Here is a 16,013-nt window from a genome sequence, read left to right as displayed (position 1 = left end):
GGCAGCCCGGTGACACCACCTGGTTTCGCGCCCGGAGTCCCTGCGATTCATCGCAAGCGCATTATCTGATTGCGCTGCCTATTCCCCTCCCTGCCGGCGGCCGAAGTCCGTCAGATTTCCCGGCCGTTGGCCATCGGCAGAACCTTTCAAAGGAACCGCGAAAGCCATGAGTGTCACCTCGGACGCCCTGCGCGGCGTCACTCTGTTCGTCGGCGGCCCGATCCAGCACGCCCTGGTGCCCGGTGGAATGGCGACGCCCATCCGCGAATGCCTGAGCCAGGCCATCGACCAATCGCGCCGGGCCGGTGCCACCGTGCTCTCCGCGCACGTGGCGGAGAAATTCGGCGCCGACACCGCCTCGTTCACCCCCGACGAGGTGTCGGTGCGCGACTACGCGTGGATGCGCGAGTGCGACGTGTTCGTACCGGTGCTGCCGGTCCTCGACGGCACCCTGCTGCGCACCGACGGCACCCACATCGAACTGGGGTGGGCCAGCGCCCTGGGCCGCCCCATCGTGGGCATCACCGACCAGCCGTTCGCCGAGTCGGCCAGTCATCTCCTCAAGGGCCTCGCCAAGGTGGCCGCCGCCACGTTCCTGTCCGCCAAGGAGATCGCCACCGACCCGGCACTGCTGGTCGACGGCGTGCTCGCGGCCCTGGGCCGAACCAGGACGGCGGTCTGACGTGGCGGCCGCGACACGCGTGCTGGGAATGGACCTGGCCAATCCGGTCGTGGTCGGTTCCGGCCTCCTCACCGACCAGGAACGGAACATCCGCAGACTGCTGCGCTCCGGCGCGGGCGCGGTGGTCACCAAGACCATCCACCCCAACCCGCCGACCGGCCTGGACGAGCGCATCGTCCGGCTGCCCACCGGGATGATCAACAGCACCACCTACTCCAAACGGTCCGTCGACCACTGGGTGGGCATCCTCAACGACCTGGCGCGGGACCGGCTCCCCGTGATCGCGTCGCTGCACGCCGACAGCCCGTCGGAACTGGCCGCGCTGGCAGCCCAGGTGGAGACGACGGGCTGCCGGGCGCTGGAACTCGGCATCTCCTGCCTCAACGAGCAGGACGGCCTCGACGACGTCCCCGAGCGGGTGCACGCCTACACCGCGGCCACCCGCGCCGCCACCCGGCTGCCGTTCTCGGTCAAGCTGGCCAGCGGCGAAGGCGTCCAGGACCGGGCGTTCGCGGCCGCCCGGGCCGGCGCGGACGCGGTCACCATCAGCGACACCCTGCCGGCCGCCGCCGTGCACGCGGAGACCGGCGACCTCCGCCTCGGCGGCGTGTTCGGCTACTCCGGACCGGGCATCAAACCGCTCGTCCTGGCCTCCCTGTGGAAGCTGCGCCGGGCCGGGTTCCCGCTGCCCCTGCTGGGCTCCGGCGGCGTGGAGTCGGGCCGCGACGTCCACGACTACCTGCGGGTCGGCGCGGTGGCGGCCCAGGTGTACACCGCGCTGCACACCGACATGAACCCCACGCTCGTCCGCATCGTCGCCGAGACCACCGGCTCGCACCGCACCGGCCACGCCCCCGAACCCGCCCCCGAAGCCGACCGGTCCCGGCAGGTGCGGTCGTGACGCCCCGGTCGGCCGGGCCGCACCTGTGCGACCTGAGCAGCGCCGAGGTCCTGGCGGCCACCACCGGACGGACCGTGGTGTGGCCGGTGGGATCCGTCGAACAGCACGGTCCGCACCTGCCACTGTCCGTGGACACCGTCCTCGCCGACGCCTTCGCCCGGCAGATCGCCCACGAGTTGAACGCCCTGACCCTGCCGGTGCAGTCCATCGCCGCACGGTCGTTGCCGCAGAGCGGCGGCGGACTGGCCTTCCCCGGCACCGTCCACGTGCGGGGCCGATCGCTGCTGGCCTTCCTGGAGGACGCGCTGGAGTCGTTGTGCGCCCTGCCGTGGCACCGGTTGCTGGTCGTCAACGGCCACTTCGAGAACGAGCCGTTCCTGTTCGAGGCCCTGGACGAGGTGGGCCGCAGGCCGGTCGCCGCGGGCAAGGAGTTCCTCGCACTGAGCTGGTGGAGCCTGGTCGACCCGGACTGGCTGGCCGGGCGGGTGCCGCTCTTTCCGGGCTGGCACGCCGAGCACGCGGGGATCACCGAGACCAGCCTGATGCTCTACCTCCGCCCGGACCTGGTCTCGGCCGCGCGGCCGGACCACGCCGACCCGCCCCGCCCGGGCGTCTACCTGCACCCCGTCGACGTGCGCCGCACGACCAACCAGGGCGTCCTGTCGAGCACTTCCCACGCCACCGCCGCCCTCGGCAAGGACCTCTTCTGGCACGTGGTCGCGGCCGCGGTCGCCCTGGTGTCCGAGGGCAACGGACTGCTACGCGAGGAGACACCATGACCACGCCCACCCTCTGCGTGTGCAACGCGGTCGACACCCTGCACGACTTCGCCGTCCGCGCCGACGACGTCGACGAGCTGCTGTCGGAGTGCTACGCCCAACAGGACCAGGCACTGTTCTGGGGGCCGTTGGACAAGATGCTCATCACCTACGAGCCGATCGGGGACCTGGCCTGGCAACGGAAGTTCCTGGAGCTCGACGGCGTGGTGAACCTCAGCCCGGCGGGCCGCACCGGGTCGCTGTTCGCCGACGCGCTCGCCGATCCCGAGCTGATGGCCGCGGTGGTCGCCCACGCGGGGCCGGGCCGCAGACTCCGGCTGATCCCGCACACCACCACCGCCGACCTGTGGCGGTTCGCCGAAACCCTGCACAGCACCTACGACGTGGTGGTCGAGTTGCCCGAGAGCTCCCCGCAGCAGGGCCTGCGCGACCTGTTGGACACCAAGACCGGCCTGCGCGACCTCGCCGCCGACCTCGGCCTGACCGACGGGCCCTGCCGCATCCCGACCGGTACGCACTGCGCGGCCAAACACGAGGTGCCCGCGGCGGTGCACGCCATGCTCGCGACCGGCACGCCGTGCATCGTCAAGCCGGACCGCGGGGAAGCCAGCCTCGGACTGCTGATCTTCCGGCCGGGCGACGACGACGTCGCCGAACGCCTGGCCGCGAGCACCTTCTACGACGAAGACCGGGTGGTGGTCGAGGAGTTCCTCGACGGCGACGTCTGCTTCCCGTCCGTGGAGTACATGGTTCCCGCGCACGCCCCGCCCCACCTGTGCTACACGACCGACATGCTGTTCGAGGGCGCCACGCACCTGCGCGGCAACGTCACCGCGCGGGAGCTGCGCGAGCGTTGGTGGTACCGCCCGCTGACCGAGGGCGGACTGCGGCTGGCCGAGGAGATGCAACGGCGCGGCTACCGCGGGCGCTTCGGCATCGACGCGATCGGCCGCGGCGGCGTCGTCCACCTGCACGACCTCAACGCCCGGCGCACCGGGTCGAGCCACGTCCACGAGTTCGGCGCCCACCTCATCGGCGCCGACTACCTCGACACCCACGCGGTCGGCAACTACGACTTCTACGGACTGCCGACCGGCCTGGACCTGTCGGAAGTGCTGCGCCTGCTCGGCCGGCTCGTGGCCTCGCCCCGACACGCCGAGCGCGGTGTCGTGCCAACCGAGCTGACGGATCTGCGAACTGGCAGACTGAGCTGCATGTTCTACGCCCCGAACCTGGCCGAGTTGCACGACCTCATCGTCAGAGTCAAGGCGGCTCTGAGCCCCGACCGGTGATCGACACGCTGCCCGTGGTCGGGGCTCGGCGCTGGCTGGTGCTGGCCGTGGTGCTGCTGTGCTTCCTGCCCGCGGCCATGGACGTCACCATCCTCACCATCACCGTCCCGACGCTCGCCCACGACCTGCACGCGTCCTCGCCCGCACTGCTGTGGACCGTGGACGTGTACTCGCTGCTCATGGTCGGACTGGTGCTGGTGAGCGGCCCGTTGGGCGACCGGATCGGACACAAGCGCCTGCTGCTGGCGGGGTTGGCGGTGTTCAGCGCGGCCTCGGCGCTGTGCGCGGCGGCAACGGGACCGCTGACCCTGATCGGAGCCCGGGCGCTGCTGGCGGTCGGCGCGTCGATGATCATCCCGGCCACGCTGGCGCTCATCCGGCAGACGTTCGGCGACGGCCGCGACCACGCGGTGGCGATCGGGGCCTGGAGCGCGGTCGCCGCCGGCGCCTCGGCCCTCGGACCGGTGGTGGGCGGCCTCCTGCTCCAACACTTCTGGTGGGGCTCGATCTTCCTCGTCAACCTGCCCCTCGTGGCACTGGCCGTGCCCGCCGTGATGCTGCTGCTGCGCAACGAGATCGAGTCCGAGCGGCAGCCCTGGGAGGCCACCTCGCCCCTGCTGTCGATCGTGGGGTTCCTGGGCTGCGCCTACACCATCATCGCCTTCACCCACGACGGCGTCGGACCGCTGGAACTGGCCCTGCCGGGCGCGTTGGGCCTGGGCGCGCTGGTGCTGTTCGTCCGGCGCCAGCAGCGCGTGCCGCACCCGATGCTGGACCTGTCCCTGTTCCGGCTGCCGGGGCTGCGCGCCGGAGTGGTGGCCTCGGTGCTGCCGGTGCTGGTGATGGTCGGCTTCGAACTCCAACTGGTGCAGTACCTGCAGTTCGTCAACGGACTGTCGGCGGAGGACGCCGCGTTGTACCTGATCCCCATGCCGGTGGCCGCGATGGTGGCCGGCCCGGTGGGCGGCATGGTCCTCTCCCGCGTGGGGCGCCCCCGGGCGGACGTCCCCGCCGGCCTGCTGCTCGCCGCGACCGGGTACGTCCTGGTCGCCTCCGGCACGGTCGTCCTGCTCGGACTCGCCCTGATCGGGTTCGGTCACGGCCTGGTCCAGATGGTCGCCTCGAACCTCATCATGTCCACCGCGCCCTCTTCCCAGGCGGGCGCGGCGGCGGGCATCGAGTCCGTCTCCTACGAGGCCGGGGCCGGTCTGGGGATCGCCATCTTCGGCACGGTGGCCGCGGTGGCCTACCGCGCGCTCCTCCCGCCGGGCACGTCGACGTCCCCACTGGACGCCGGCACCTCCCCGCAGACGGCCCGGGCGTTCGCGGACGCCTTCCACACCATCACATGGCTGGCCGCCGCCCTCACCCTCGCCACGATCTTCCTCGCCACCCCCAAAGCGGCGTCGGCACCCCCTCCGCCCGAGCGTCCCGGGTAGCTTCTCGGGTCCGCTGCGCCCGCACCTCACGTCATGACGTCCCGTCAACTCGTCCCGTTGACGATAGGTTTGACGGATGCGCAAGAGCGCAAGTGACGTCATCGGGTGAAAGGGAAGGTCTTCCGTGGCACGTGCGAGACTGCGGGACCGGTTGCGGTACTGGTTCGACGGCACGATGGACCGGGGGACGCCGGCCCTGATCGGCTGGCTGGGCCTCGCCTCGGTCGCGTTGATCGCCGTGGTGACGGTGCTGGTGGTGGTGTTCACCAACTCCGACACCGAGAAGAACGGCGGCTGGCTGGGCGTGGCCTGGATGAGCCTGCTCCGCACGCTCGATCCCGGCACGATGGGCGGCGACACCGGCGGGCCGGTGTTCCTGGGCCTGATGCTGACGGTGACGATCGGCGGGATCTTCATCGTCAGCGCGCTGATCGGTGTGCTGACCACCGGCCTCGAAGCCAAGATCCAGGAGCTGCGCAAGGGCAAGTCACGGCTGATCGAGCACGAGCACACCGTCGTGTTGGGCTGGTCGGAGCAGGTCTTCACGGTCATCGGGGAACTGGTGGAGGCCAACCAGAGCGAACGGCGTTCCTGCGTGGTGATCCTCGCCGACCGCGACAAGGTCGCGATGGAGGACGAGATCCGTCGGCGGATCCCGGAGACCGGCCGCACGCGGGTGGTCTGCCGCTCCGGAAGCCCCCTGCAACGGGCGGACCTGGAGTTGGTGAGCCTCGACGCGGCCAAGTCCGTCATGGTGCTGCCGCCGGTCGGGGACGACAGCGACACCGACGTCATCAAGGTCCTGCTGCTCCTCAACAGCCGCCGCTGGAAGGGCACTCGGCCGAACATCGTGGCCGCCGTGCAGAATTCGCCGAACCTGGCGGCGGCCCGGCTGGCGGCCGGCGAGGAGGCGCTGGTGATCGACGCCGAGGACATCGCCGTGCGCCTGATCGTCCAGTCCCACCGGCAGTCCGGCCTGTCCACCGTCTTCAACGAACTGCTCAGCTTCGTCGGCAACGAGTTCTATCCGTACCCCGCCACCGCCCTGGCCGGCACCAGCTACGGAGAGGCCCTCGACCGGTTCGACCTCGGCGTCCCGGTCGGCCTGCGCAGGGCCGACGGCACAACCCTGATCAACCCCCCGATGGACACCGCCATCGGCGGCACGGACCAGGTGCTGGTGATCGCCGAGGACGACATCCTCATCCGGCTGGCGGAGCGCCGCCCCCGCGTCGTCGCGTCGGCGATCGCTCCGCCCGCCGACCGACTGCCGGTCCCCGACCGCACCCTCGTGATCGGGTGGAACTCCCGCGGCGTCAAAATCGTCAGGCTGCTGGACCGCCTGGTGGAGCCCGGTGCGCTGCTCGACGTCGCGGCCCCCCGTCCCCCCGCCGAAGACCTCGGGGACCAGTTGGCGCACCTCACGGTCGGCTACCGACCCTGCGAACCGACCCTCCGGCCGTCCCTGGAGTCCCTGGGCCTGGACCGCTACAGCCACATCATCGTCCTCACCGACGACGACATCCATCCCGAACGCTCCGACGACCGCGCCCTGGTGACCCTGCTGCACCTGCGCGACATCGCCATCCGCACCGGCAATCCGTATTCGATCGTCACCGAGATGAACAGCGACGCCAACCGGGAGATCGCCCAGGTCACCAAGGCCGACGACTTCATCGTCAGCACCAAGATCATCAGTCTCCTGCTGACCCAACTCACCGAGGACCGGGACCTCCACGCCGTGTTCACCGACCTCTTCGACCCGGAGGGATCGGAGATCTACCTCAAGCCGGCCGCCAGCTACCTCACCCCAGGCACCACGGCGAACTTCACCACCGTCATCGAGGCCGCCCGCCAACGCGGCGAGACCGCCATCGGCTACCGGCTCGCCCGACACGGCGACACACCCCCGACCTACGGCGTGGTCCTCAACCCCGCGAAGGCCGAACCGCTGGTGCTGGGCGAGGGCGACGCCGTCGTGGTGCTCGCCGAGGACGGCCGGGTGACGGCGAACGTGCCCGGCCCGCGGAAGGAGCACGGCAAGGTCGGCCCCGGGCTTCCGCGCCCGTAGCAGGGCCCGTCCAACAGCCGTCCCCCTACCCCATCCAGGCACCACGGCGAGCGCCGCTCCCCGTCCCGGCGCCGTCCCTCACCTGCCTGAAGGCGTCAAGCACACCGCCCCCGGGAGCGGAACGCTTCCCGCGCGGGTTCGTGCCACCCCAGAGGGTTGCAGACTTGCGCAGTTGGGAAAGTGTTTTACGCATTGACTCATTTTCTGGGAGGCATGAGGTGGCGCGAGGCAGGATGCCGTCGATCGGCAGCACCAATCTGCACGTCGGAGCGGCCGTCGCGGAGATCGAGGGCCTGTACACCGCGCTGCGCGGTGCGCGCGACGAGCACCACCGGGAACGCATCCTGGCCGACCTCGCCGAGGCCGGTCGGCGGCTCACCGCCCGCACGCACCCCACGCAGGGCAACCGGGGAGCCCTGCGGCCGCGTTCGCGCTGGGAGCGCAGGCGCCTGCTGGCAGCCCGCGGCGCCGACCTGGTGGCGACCTTCGCCACGGACGGCGGCTGGAGCCGCTGGGCCCGACTCAGGAACAGGTCGTAGCGACGCCACACCCCGGCCGGGCTGACCAACCATCGGCCCGGCCCGTCCATGCCCGCCTCCGCCGCGTCACGACCGCCGGAGGCCAGTCACCACCAGAGGGTCCCGACCGGCCGGCCCCTCACCCCACTTCATGTAAAGCTGCCGATATTCCCGTGACCGGCGCAGGGTACGGGTTATCCGATAAGCGCGAGAGAGCGTCATTGCGGCAGTCGTGAAATTCCGCGTGTCAACGAGGAGTTGGGACACATTCCGCACTAGCTTTCATAGCCGTACGAAGTCGATCGCCTTCCGATCGCTTCCGTTCAACCTACCGGAGATGAAATGCGCAAGCTTCGCAAGGCCGCCGTGGTGATCGCCGTTCTGGGCAGCGTCGGCTTCCTCGGCGCCGGCCCCGCAATCGCCCATGGTGGGAGCCAGGGCGGGACGAACTCCTTCTCCAGCGACCGGGAAGACGGCGGCAAGAGGGGCGGGCGGGAAGGGATCTTCGGAGTCTCCCAGGCCACCCAGTGCCGGTCGCACGACCTGAACATCGACGTCCTCGGTGCGGTCGGCCTCCTCGACGGCGCGCTGGGGAACGCACTCAACGGCGAGGGCTCGGCCGGCGCGCAGCAGACCAAGCTGGGCTCCGACATGGGGTGCAACAACGGCGCCTTCCAGAAGTAAGCAGCCAAACACGTAAGCAAGGGCGAACAGCCCCGGTGTCGAGCCCTCGTCTCGGCACCGGGGCTCGCTGCTGCCAGGCGCCGTTTCGACATCGCCGCGCATTCATCTCCCTGCCCCTTTCCGCGCACGAAGGCGTGCCACGGAAATGTGGTGTTCTCCTTTCCGGCCCACCCGGCAACTTTCCGGCCCACCCGGCAACGAAAAGCACTCCGCACGACGCCCGCGCCCTATCGCCACTCAGCCGAGGCGCAAACCCAGGCGCACGTAGTCGGCTCCCCCCGGGCCGGGCCGACGGGCGCCGTCTGCCCGCCGGCGGCGTAGTAGGCGCTCCGGGCCCTGGTGTGGAGGTCCGTCATCGCGTCCGCGTCCTCGGTCGATGCCTCTCGCACTCGCATGCTGCCGTTCATGTGCCGTAGGACGCCGGATGGTGGGGCGTGCGGTTCCAGGCCCGGCCTGCCGTCCGGGGTTGTGGGGGAGGCAGGCGGGCGCGGGAAGCGGCGCATTTCGCACACAACGCCCCTGTGTTGAGGGGGAGTTCGAGTGAGGGCGCGGCATCGGGTCACCGAGGTTCCCGGCCCGAAGGGCCTGCTAGCGTGGGCTCGTGCCGAAAACAGACAAGGTGCGCCGTCGCTGAGAGCGGCGGCGCACGACCCCGGTTCTCGCCGTCGCTCCTGAGCCCTGGCCAGGAGCGCCTTCGTGGCGCTCGGATTCTCCTTGTTCCGGAGCGCACCCTTGTTCGTCTTGTCCGTTCGTCAACGTCGGCGCGTCCTGGTGGCCGCCCTCCTCTCTGATGCGGTGTTTCCGCTCGCCATCACCGGTGCGACGGCGGCCGTCCCCGAAGTGACGGCGCAGGTGCCCGGCGCGGATGCGCTGGGGCCGTGGATCGTCCTCGCCTACAACGGGCTGTTCGCGGCAGCCCTGTTGCTGGCCGGGGCGGGCGCGGATCGTAGCGCCCGCACCCGCTTCTTCGCCGCGGGCAATGCCGTCGTCGCCGTCACCGGCATGTTGTCCGCCCTCGCTCCGGACGTGCCGTCGCTGGTGGCGCTGCGGGCGGTGGGCGGTGTCGGGGCGGCGATGTGTGCCGCCGGTGGATCGTCGATGGTCCTGGCCGTTTACCCGCCGGAGGAGCGGCGTCGGGTCTACGGGTACGCGGGGGCCGTGCTGGGCAGCAGCCTGGCGTTGGGGCCGGCCGTTGCCCAGGCACTCATGGCCGTCGGTGGATGGCCGCTGGTCTTCGCGGCCCCGGGAGGCGTGGCCGCGCTGGCGGCGTTGGGGACGTGCGGGCTTCCCGCCCTGCGCGGTCCGAAGCCGTCCGCAGCGTTCGACCTCGCCGGGGCCGTGCTCTTCGGGGTGGTCGTCGCCGCCGTGGTGACCGCACTCGGACTGGGCTTCGGGGCGGGCGTTCCGTGGTGGGGGCCGGCCGGGCTCCTCGTCCTCGCGGCGGCCGGCGTCGCCCGCCTCGTCCGGGTGGAACGGCGCGCGCCCGTCCCCGCGATCCCCGTGGACCTGTTGCGGATCCCCGCCTACCGCGCGTACGCGGTGGCGACGGGCGCGTTGATGGGGATGCTCGTGGTGGGGTTGACGGTGCTCCCGCAGCTCGGGTCGGCGTACGGCATGGGTCCGGGCCAGGCAGGGGTCATGCTCAGTCTCCTGACCGTGCCGTCGACGGTCCTGCCGTTGCTGGCCGCTCGGCTCGCGCGCCGCCTGGCCCGGTGGTTGGTGACGACGGCCCTGTCGGCCTGCGCCGCGACCGCGGTCGTCCTCCAGGTCGCCGACCGCCCGGCGGCCCTGCTCGTCGCGGCGGGGGTGGTGGGGCTCGCCCTCGGCCTGACCGAAGGCGTCCCGGACGGACAGGCGCTCCGGTACGTGCCCGCCCGGCGGGGAGGAGCGGGCGCCGCGCTGTTCAGTACGACGCGGATGACGCTGGAGACGTTGGTCCTGGCCGCCGCGACCGGGGCGATGACGGCCCTCGGCCCCGCCGCCGGGATGGCCGTCGCCGGTGCCGGGTGCCTGGCTGCCGCCCTCGTCGTCCGGCGGGCCGTCCCCTCACCGGCAGCCTCGCCGACGGAAAACGGGGGTGGGCTCGACGCCTCGGCCGGTTAGGGTCGCGGGGTGCCCGAACTCACCCGGCTGCACGGCAGCCACTCCCCCGCGGTCCTGGCGTTCGAGCGGGCGAACCGTGCGTACTTCGCCGCGTCGATCTCCGACCGTGGCGACGCCTACTTCGCCGACTTCACCGGTCGGTACGACGCCCTGTTGGCCGAGCAGGCGGCCGGTGTCTGCGCCTTCTACGTGCTCGTCGCGGAGGATGGCGCGGTGCTCGGCAGGTTCAACCTGGTCGACATCGAGGAGGGCACGGCGCAGCTCGGCTACCGGGTCGCGCAGCACGTCGCAGGCCGTGGTGTGGCGACCGCAACCGTGCGGGAGCTGTGCCGACTGGCTGTCGAGCGGCACGGGTTGCGGACACTCAGGGCGGCCGCCGCTCACGCGAACACCGCGTCCCGGAGGGTGTTGGTCAAGGCCGGGTTCGTCTTGGTCGGCCCGGCGGACCCGGCCGATCTCGGCGGGAAAGAGGGGGCCTGGTACCGGCGCGATCTGGTGCTCCCACGGTAGGACGCGGTCGGGCCGGCGGGGGTGGTGGCGCGGGAGTGCGACGTGGGCCTTTGCGGCGTGATCGATGAGGTTCCGTCACGGGACCGACGGATACCGGTGTGAGGATGTGACAGGTGAGCGAAGAGGATCTGTTGGCGGCGCGCTTCGAAGCGGAGCGCGGGCAACTGCGCGCGGTCGCCTACCGTTTGCTGGGCACGCTGGCCGAGGCCGAGGACGCCGTCCAGGACGCCTGGCTGAAGCTGAGCCGCACGGACGTGGGCGAGGTGCGGAACCTGGGCGCCTGGCTGACCACCGTCGTCAGCCGCGGCTGCCTGGACCAGTTGCGCTCGCGCGCCGCGCGCCGTGAGGAGCCGTTGCCCGAACAGGACGGCTCGGTGCGGCTGCCGGACCCGGTCGTCAGCGGCCTGACCACGCTCGACCCCGAGCGGGAGGTCCTGGTCGCCGACTCGGTGGGCATGGCGCTGATGGTCGTGCTGGAGGCCCTCGCGCCGGCGGAGCGGGTGGCGTTCGTGCTGCACGACATGTTCGACGTGCCCTTCGACGAGATCGCGCCCGTCGTCAACCGCACCTCGGCAGCCACCCGGCAGCTCGCCAGTCGTGCCCGCCGCCGCGTCCAGGGCGTCACCTTGGGAGCCGACACCGACCAGGCACGCAAGCGCGAGGTCGTGAACGCCTTCCTGGCCGCTTCGCGCGGCGGCGACTTCGAAGCGCTCCTCGCCGTCCTCGACCCCGAGGTCGTGGCCCGCTCGGACGGCGGGGCACTCCTGCCCAGCCTGCTGCGGCGTGGCGCGGACGACGTCGCCTCCCAGGCGATGGCCTTCGCCCGGTTCGCCGCCGATGCGCGCCTGGTGCTCGTCAACGGCTCCCCCGGTGTGGTGTCCTTCGCCGACGGGCGTCCGCTGTCGGTCATGTCGTTCACGATCCGCGAGGGCCGGATCACCGGCCTCGACATCCTCACCGATCCGACGCGCCTCGCCGCGCTCGGCCTGGTCGGCTGATCGGACCCGTCGGCCACGCGGCATGCCGGAAGGGACCGGAACGGGCTGCCGAGGCGGAACTCCGCCGCCCCGGCGGCCCGTTCGGGTGCTCAGCGGGTCACGGTCCACTTCTGGTTCTCGGCGCCGTTGCAGTCCCACAGGCCCGGCCGTGCGCCGTTGGCGGTGTTGAACCCCAGGACGTCGAGGCACTTGCCCGACGCCGGGTTGAGGAGGGTCCGGTCGTCGCGGACCTGCCAGGTCTCGGACGGTGCGGCGACGCAGTCGTAGATCTCGACGAGGGTGCCGTTGTCCTTGCCGCCCCAGACGACGTTCAGGCACTTGCCCAACGCGCCGATCGTGCCGTCCGCGTTGAGCGTCCAGTCCTGGGCGGGCGTGCCGTTGCAGTCGTACATCTGGACCGGCTGGGCGTTCTTCGACTTGCCGTCCTTGACGTCCAGGCACTTGCCCCCGTAGCCGACGATGGGGGTCCGCGGGCGGCCGTCGTACAGGATCTCCGCGCTGACGTGGTCCGTGGCGTACGTGCCCGGACCGCAGGCGACCACCGACGTGCCGTTGCCGGTCACCTGTGCGCCCCGGACGAAGAAGTCGAAGGGTTGGCCGTTCACGTAGCGCACGCACCAGTCGGTGGCGCGCCAGACCGTGGTGGGCGGTACGCCCTGGCAGGCCACGGTGGCCACGGGGCCGCCGTGGCTCTTGGTGCAGGCGCCGGGGTCGGCGGCCTGTGCCGTGCCCGGCAGGCAGAGCACGGCCGCGCCGGTCGCCACCGCCACGGCAAGGACCCGGTTTCTCATGGTGTCTCCCTCAACAAGTCAGCAGATGCGCTCAACACGTACCGGAAGAAAAGGAAATGACCGCCCCTAGACGGGCGATAAGAACGCCGATCTGGATTTGGGAGAACATAGCGCAGGAAACGTTGAAAGAAGCGTGGGGTTTTGGCCAACAGGCAGGTGCGCGGTGCGACCGTGCGGACGTGGGCCGTTGGCCTCGGTGCGCCACGGGTCGCACGGTCGCCACGCGGCGGATGCCTGGGGCCGGGTGGTGCCGGTCCGGCCGGGGATCACAGCCAGGTCGTGGCCAGCCAACCGGTCGTGGCCGCGGCCAGGAGCAGTGTGAGGTTGAGCGCGATCCGGCGGTCGCCGCGGACGAGGTGGACACGCGTCGCGGCGAGTTGCAGGACGACGAAGCCGGCGGCCGCGGCCAGGCACAGCCAGGGCGCGGTACCCGTCAGCGGGGGCAGCAACAGCCCTATCGCTTTGGCAGACCTGGCCGACCGCCGCTGGTTCCGGTTCCCGGAGGGCACCGATCCGCGGTGGCAGGCGTACTGGCACGGCGGGGAGCCCCGCGAGGGTCCGGTGGTGCGGACCGTTCAGGAGTGCCAGCAGGCCGTGCTCTGGAACGGCACGGTCGGCATGACCCTCCTGGACCACGAGCCGGTGCCGGGGCTCACCGTGGTGCCGCTGGTCGACATGGCCCCGAGCCGCGTGGTGGTGGCGTGGAGCGCCGGCGACGCCCGTCCGTTGGTCCGCGGGTTCGTCCGGATCGCGGTCGCCGCCTACGGCGACTGAGATCCGCACCGATCGGGCGCCGGCCCGCCGTCCTTCACCGACGCTCCGGCACCGCTACCGGTGCGTCGCCCGCATCCGCAGTGCGCCCGGTGCGAAGGACGCCCCCAGGCGAGCGCTCCGATCCGTGGCCTCGCGGTGCTCGGGGCGGACGCCCGGTGGACGTCGCTGCCGGTGGACAACACGTCTGGTTGGGCGCGGACTTCGTAGCGGGGCGTCACCAGGTACCAGACGAGCTCGCCTCTCGGCGCGGCCGACTCCCCGTGCAGGCTGTCGTGTTCGGGGGCCCCGCGGCGAACGGCGTCAGGTGCCCGCGGACCGGACCCGCTGGTCCTCGGAGAGGGGTGGTGCGCAGGCAGTGGTGGCCGAGCGGAATGCCCTGCGGTAGGCGGACGGGGTGGTGTCCAGGGCGGTGCGCATGTGCTGCCGCAGGTTGGTGCCGCTGCCCAGGCCGGCCCTGGCGGCGATGTCGTCGACAGGCAGTTCGGTCGACTCCAGCAGATGGCGTACGTGTGCCAAGCGGGCCGAGGCGAGCCATTCCGCCGGAGAGAGCCCGGTCTCCTGCCGAAAGCGCCTGGTGAAGGTCCGTACGCTCATGTGGCAGTGGGCCGCGAGGTCCTTGAGGGACAGCCGCCGGGCCAGGTGTTCCGCCATCAGCGTCCGCGCCCCGGCCGTCGAGGTGCCCACGTCCTCCCGCACCGGGTGTTCGATGTACTGTGCCTGCCCTCCGTCCCTCATGGGCGCGACGACGTTGTACCGCGCCACCCGGTTCGCCACGGAACTGCCGTGGTCCTCCCGGACCAGGTGCAGGCACAGGTCGATGGCAGCCGCGCCGCCGGCCGACGTCAGGATCCCGCAATCGGCGATGTACAGCGGGGCGGTGTCGAGGTCGACTGCGGGGAAGAGCCGTCGGAACTGCTGCGCGTAGCGCCAGTGGGTCGTGGCCCGGCGGCCTTCCAACAGGCCGGCGGCGGCGAGGACGAACGAGCCGGTGCACAGGGACACCACCCGGGCGCGGCGCCGGGCCGCACTGCGCAGTGTCTCGGCGACGGAGGCGTCCACCGCGCCGGCGTCCAGTACCTCCGGGCAGCGGGTGCCGGCGACGATCACCGTGTCGGCGTCCTCCAGCAGGGACAGGTCGCCCTGGGGCGTGACGCCGTACCCGTTCACCGTCGGTACGGGAGAGCCGTCCGGGGTGAGGGTGCGCACTTCGTAGGCGGCGGTGCCCGCGCGGGTTTCGACCGCGGCCAGCATCTGGGCCGGGATGCTCAAGTCGAAGGCCACCACCGGTGCAAGGGCGAGGACGGCCACATGATGCGGTGTCGCAACAACCATGGCCCAATAGTTGCACATAGCGGCCCACGGGCCACTTCTGTGCCGCCCGTGATCGGCAGAGACTGAGGTCAGTTCCGCACAACAGACCGGGCAGCCCCCGGTCGAACACCCGGAAGGTGGCCATCCAGCCATGCCCGTCCCCGCTGTCGATCCCGAGATCCAGACCCTGCTCGACACCGCCGACACCGGCGTCTTCCCCGTCCACGGCCTGGATGCCGTCCTCGCCGACCCCGAGCGCTACGCACTGCTGCGCGCACACCCCGACACCCCCGCCGACGACCAGGTCACAGTGCGAGACCTGTACGTCCCCGGCCCCGCAGGGCAACTACGTCTGCGCGTCTACCGCCCCGACACCACCGAAGACCTGCCGATGATCCTCTACGTGCACGGCGGCGCCTACACCTACGGATCCCCGGAGGCCGAAGAGGGACGCTGCCTGCGGTACGCCCGCGACGCCCACGCCGTCGTCGTCTCCGTCGACTACCGCCTCGCCCCCGAACACCCCTACCCGGCCGCAGCCGACGACGCCTACGCCGCCCTGACCTGGATCGCCGACAACCCGGCCGAACTCGGCGGAGACCGCACCCGCATCGCGGTGGCCGGCGGCAGCGCCGGCGGGAACATCGCCGCCTCCACCGTGCTCCGCGCCCGCGACCTGTCCGGCCCGCACCTGCTTTTCCAGTCCCTGACCTACCCCAGCGTGGACGGCAGCCTGACCAGCGCCTCGGCACGGGAGTTCACCGACACCCCGGTCCTCAACCGGGGCGCAATGGAACTGGCCGTGCAGTACTACGCGAAGGACAGTCACGCCGACCCGTACGCCTTCCCGATCCGCGCCACTGATCTCAGCGGCCTGCCGCCCACCTACATCGCCGTGGCCGAGATCGACCCGCTGCGCGACGAGGGCCGTGACTACGCCGCACGCCTGTCCGCCGCCGGCGTCACCACCGAACTCGTCCAAGTCCCCGGTGCCGTCCACGGCTTCGACATCCTCTTCCCCCAGGCCCGCATCAGCGAACACAACCTCACCGACCAGATTCGCACCCTGCGCGCGGCCCTCCACCCCTGACCGGGTGTCCCTACCGGCCTTCGACCGGGAGGCATACAAGCAGCGCAACCCGTCGAGCGGTGCATCGACC

Annotated in this window: 15 protein-coding genes and 1 pseudogene; 13 read left to right on the top strand and 3 right to left on the bottom strand. The window is 71.5% G+C overall.

The genetic code is table 11. The features are described 5' to 3' along the window. The first annotated feature begins 166 nt into the window (after positions 1-166). From ACJ6WD_RS29610 to ACJ6WD_RS29560, 11 genes are all read left to right on the top strand, one after another. Positions 167-682: a nucleoside 2-deoxyribosyltransferase gene (locus ACJ6WD_RS29610; protein ID WP_016570376.1), complete on the top strand. Its 516-nt coding sequence runs from the start codon at positions 167-169 to the stop codon at positions 680-682. A gap of 1 nt (position 683) precedes the next feature. Beyond that, entirely contained in the window at positions 684-1,583 is a 900-nt protein-coding gene (locus tag ACJ6WD_RS29605; RefSeq protein WP_376439666.1) for a dihydroorotate dehydrogenase, read from the top strand. After that, positions 1,580-2,362: a creatininase family protein gene (locus ACJ6WD_RS29600; protein WP_407616880.1), complete on the top strand. Its 783-nt coding sequence runs from the start codon at positions 1,580-1,582 to the stop codon at positions 2,360-2,362. Before ACJ6WD_RS29605 ends, ACJ6WD_RS29600 begins: the two co-directional genes overlap by 4 nt. Continuing rightward, entirely contained in the window at positions 2,359-3,654 is a 1,296-nt protein-coding gene (locus ACJ6WD_RS29595) for a hypothetical protein (protein ID WP_233660987.1), read from the top strand. The genes ACJ6WD_RS29600 and ACJ6WD_RS29595 overlap by 4 nt, the downstream gene beginning before the upstream one ends. Then, positions 3,651-5,093: an MFS transporter gene (locus ACJ6WD_RS29590; RefSeq protein ID WP_407616879.1), complete on the top strand. Its 1,443-nt coding sequence runs from the start codon at positions 3,651-3,653 to the stop codon at positions 5,091-5,093. The genes ACJ6WD_RS29595 and ACJ6WD_RS29590 overlap by 4 nt, the downstream gene beginning before the upstream one ends. Before the next feature lie 124 nt (positions 5,094-5,217). Further along, positions 5,218-7,164: a CASTOR/POLLUX-related putative ion channel gene (locus tag ACJ6WD_RS29585; protein WP_407616878.1), complete on the top strand. Its 1,947-nt coding sequence runs from the start codon at positions 5,218-5,220 to the stop codon at positions 7,162-7,164. A 218-nt stretch (positions 7,165-7,382) separates the two neighbouring features. Further along, positions 7,383-7,703, top strand: a complete 321-nt coding sequence (locus tag ACJ6WD_RS29580; protein WP_044380479.1) for a hypothetical protein — start codon at positions 7,383-7,385, stop codon at positions 7,701-7,703. A 321-nt stretch (positions 7,704-8,024) separates the two neighbouring features. Then, positions 8,025-8,366: a hypothetical protein gene (locus ACJ6WD_RS29575; protein ID WP_016570383.1), complete on the top strand. Its 342-nt coding sequence runs from the start codon at positions 8,025-8,027 to the stop codon at positions 8,364-8,366. Positions 8,367-9,107: 741 nt separating this feature from the next. Beyond that, positions 9,108-10,469 (top strand): MFS transporter, encoded by a 1,362-nt coding sequence (locus ACJ6WD_RS29570; protein WP_376553737.1) that lies wholly within the window; start codon positions 9,108-9,110, stop codon positions 10,467-10,469. Between the two features lie 9 nt (positions 10,470-10,478). Then, a complete protein-coding gene (locus tag ACJ6WD_RS29565; protein WP_233660991.1) occupies positions 10,479-10,979 on the top strand; it encodes a GNAT family N-acetyltransferase in 501 nt (166 codons plus the stop codon). A gap of 113 nt (positions 10,980-11,092) precedes the next feature. Further along, the gene (locus ACJ6WD_RS29560) at positions 11,093-11,977 is read left to right on the top strand and encodes a sigma-70 family RNA polymerase sigma factor (RefSeq protein ID WP_233660992.1); all 885 of its coding nucleotides are present in this window, start codon (positions 11,093-11,095) and stop codon (positions 11,975-11,977) included. Positions 11,978-12,066: 89 nt separating this feature from the next. Here ACJ6WD_RS29560 and ACJ6WD_RS29555 read toward each other — a convergent pair whose 3' ends face one another. Both ACJ6WD_RS29555 and ACJ6WD_RS29550 read right to left on the bottom strand, forming a co-directional pair. Then, positions 12,067-12,768, bottom strand: a complete 702-nt coding sequence (locus ACJ6WD_RS29555) for a ricin-type beta-trefoil lectin domain protein (protein WP_233660993.1) — start codon at positions 12,766-12,768, stop codon at positions 12,067-12,069. 266 nt (positions 12,769-13,034) lie between these two features. Then, positions 13,035-13,217 carry a DoxX family protein gene (locus ACJ6WD_RS29550; RefSeq protein ID WP_374206880.1) on the bottom strand — a complete coding sequence of 61 codons (183 nt, stop codon included), beginning with the start codon at positions 13,215-13,217 and terminating at the stop codon, positions 13,035-13,037. A 13-nt stretch (positions 13,218-13,230) separates the two neighbouring features. Between ACJ6WD_RS29550 and ACJ6WD_RS29545 the strand changes: the two are divergent. Continuing rightward, a pseudogene (locus ACJ6WD_RS29545) lies at positions 13,231-13,542 on the top strand (LysR family transcriptional regulator); the annotation flags it as partial. A gap of 300 nt (positions 13,543-13,842) precedes the next feature. Here the strand turns inward: ACJ6WD_RS29545 and ACJ6WD_RS29540 are convergent. Next, the gene (locus tag ACJ6WD_RS29540) at positions 13,843-14,874 is read right to left on the bottom strand and encodes a GlxA family transcriptional regulator (protein WP_407616877.1); all 1,032 of its coding nucleotides are present in this window, start codon (positions 14,872-14,874) and stop codon (positions 13,843-13,845) included. 130 nt (positions 14,875-15,004) lie between these two features. Between ACJ6WD_RS29540 and ACJ6WD_RS29535 the strand changes: the two genes are divergently transcribed. Further along, positions 15,005-15,943, top strand: coding sequence for an alpha/beta hydrolase (locus tag ACJ6WD_RS29535; RefSeq protein ID WP_233660995.1), 939 nt, complete (start codon positions 15,005-15,007; stop codon positions 15,941-15,943). The last annotated feature ends 70 nt before the right edge of the window (positions 15,944-16,013 follow it).

This window comes from Streptomyces sp. VTCC 41912 (assembly GCF_045799175.1).
Lineage (GTDB): Bacteria > Actinomycetota > Actinomycetes > Streptomycetales > Streptomycetaceae > Streptomyces > Streptomyces albulus_C.
This window is presented reverse-complemented; position numbering and strand designations above follow the sequence as displayed.